Below are 717 nucleotides of genomic sequence, written 5' to 3' on the forward strand. Positions count from 1 at the left end.
TTGTTATCCTGAAGCCAACTCAGCAGGAGAACAAAGCGCTCAACTTGCAAGCAAACATCTTAGCGGCTGCGGGTTTGCTTCCAGCAGGTGCCGATAAAACTGCAATCCAAGAAGCGTTTAAGAAAATCGATGCGCGCATCGTTGATTTGGATACTGGCGAATATGCAGAGCCAGATCGAGTTAATAAAGAAAATGCACTTGATTACGACCAGCGTAAAGCTCAAAAAGATCCTAAGTTATCTAAGGCGATTGCGGGTAGTGAAGATATCGCAAGTATCAAGCGTCGCGTTGACTACGCAAAAGTATACCTTGTGCGTGAAGGCGACGAGATCAAAACAATCATTCTTCCTGTTAGTGGTTACGGCCTTTGGTCAACACTTCACGGCTTCCTAGCGCTAGAAGCAGATGCTAACACTGTTGTTGGTTTTGGCTTCTATGAGCATGCGGAAACTCCAGGACTTGGTGGTGAAGTTGATAATCCAAACTGGAAAGCTCAATGGCCTGGTAAAAAGGTTTACGATCTTGACGCTTCTGAAGCGCCAAAAATTGCGTTGTTAAAAGGTGCAGTTGATCGTTCAAACCCAGAAGCAGAGTATCAAATTGATGGTCTTTCGGGCGCGACTCTTACAAGTCGTGGCGTGACAAATCTCGTTCAATACTGGACAGGCGAGCACGGTTTCCAAAAGTACTTGCAGAAATTGCGTCAGGGGGTATGAG

General features: G+C 45.9%; 1 protein-coding gene. It reads left to right on the forward strand.

Annotated features, from left to right (window positions below; genetic code table 11):
- Positions 1 to 716 (forward strand): Na(+)-translocating NADH-quinone reductase subunit C (locus tag A3738_RS28690; RefSeq protein WP_068764025.1); only part of this gene is annotated, 716 nt, incomplete at its 5' end.
- Position 717 lies beyond the last annotated feature (1 nt).

This window comes from Oleiphilus sp. HI0066 (genome assembly GCF_001635725.1).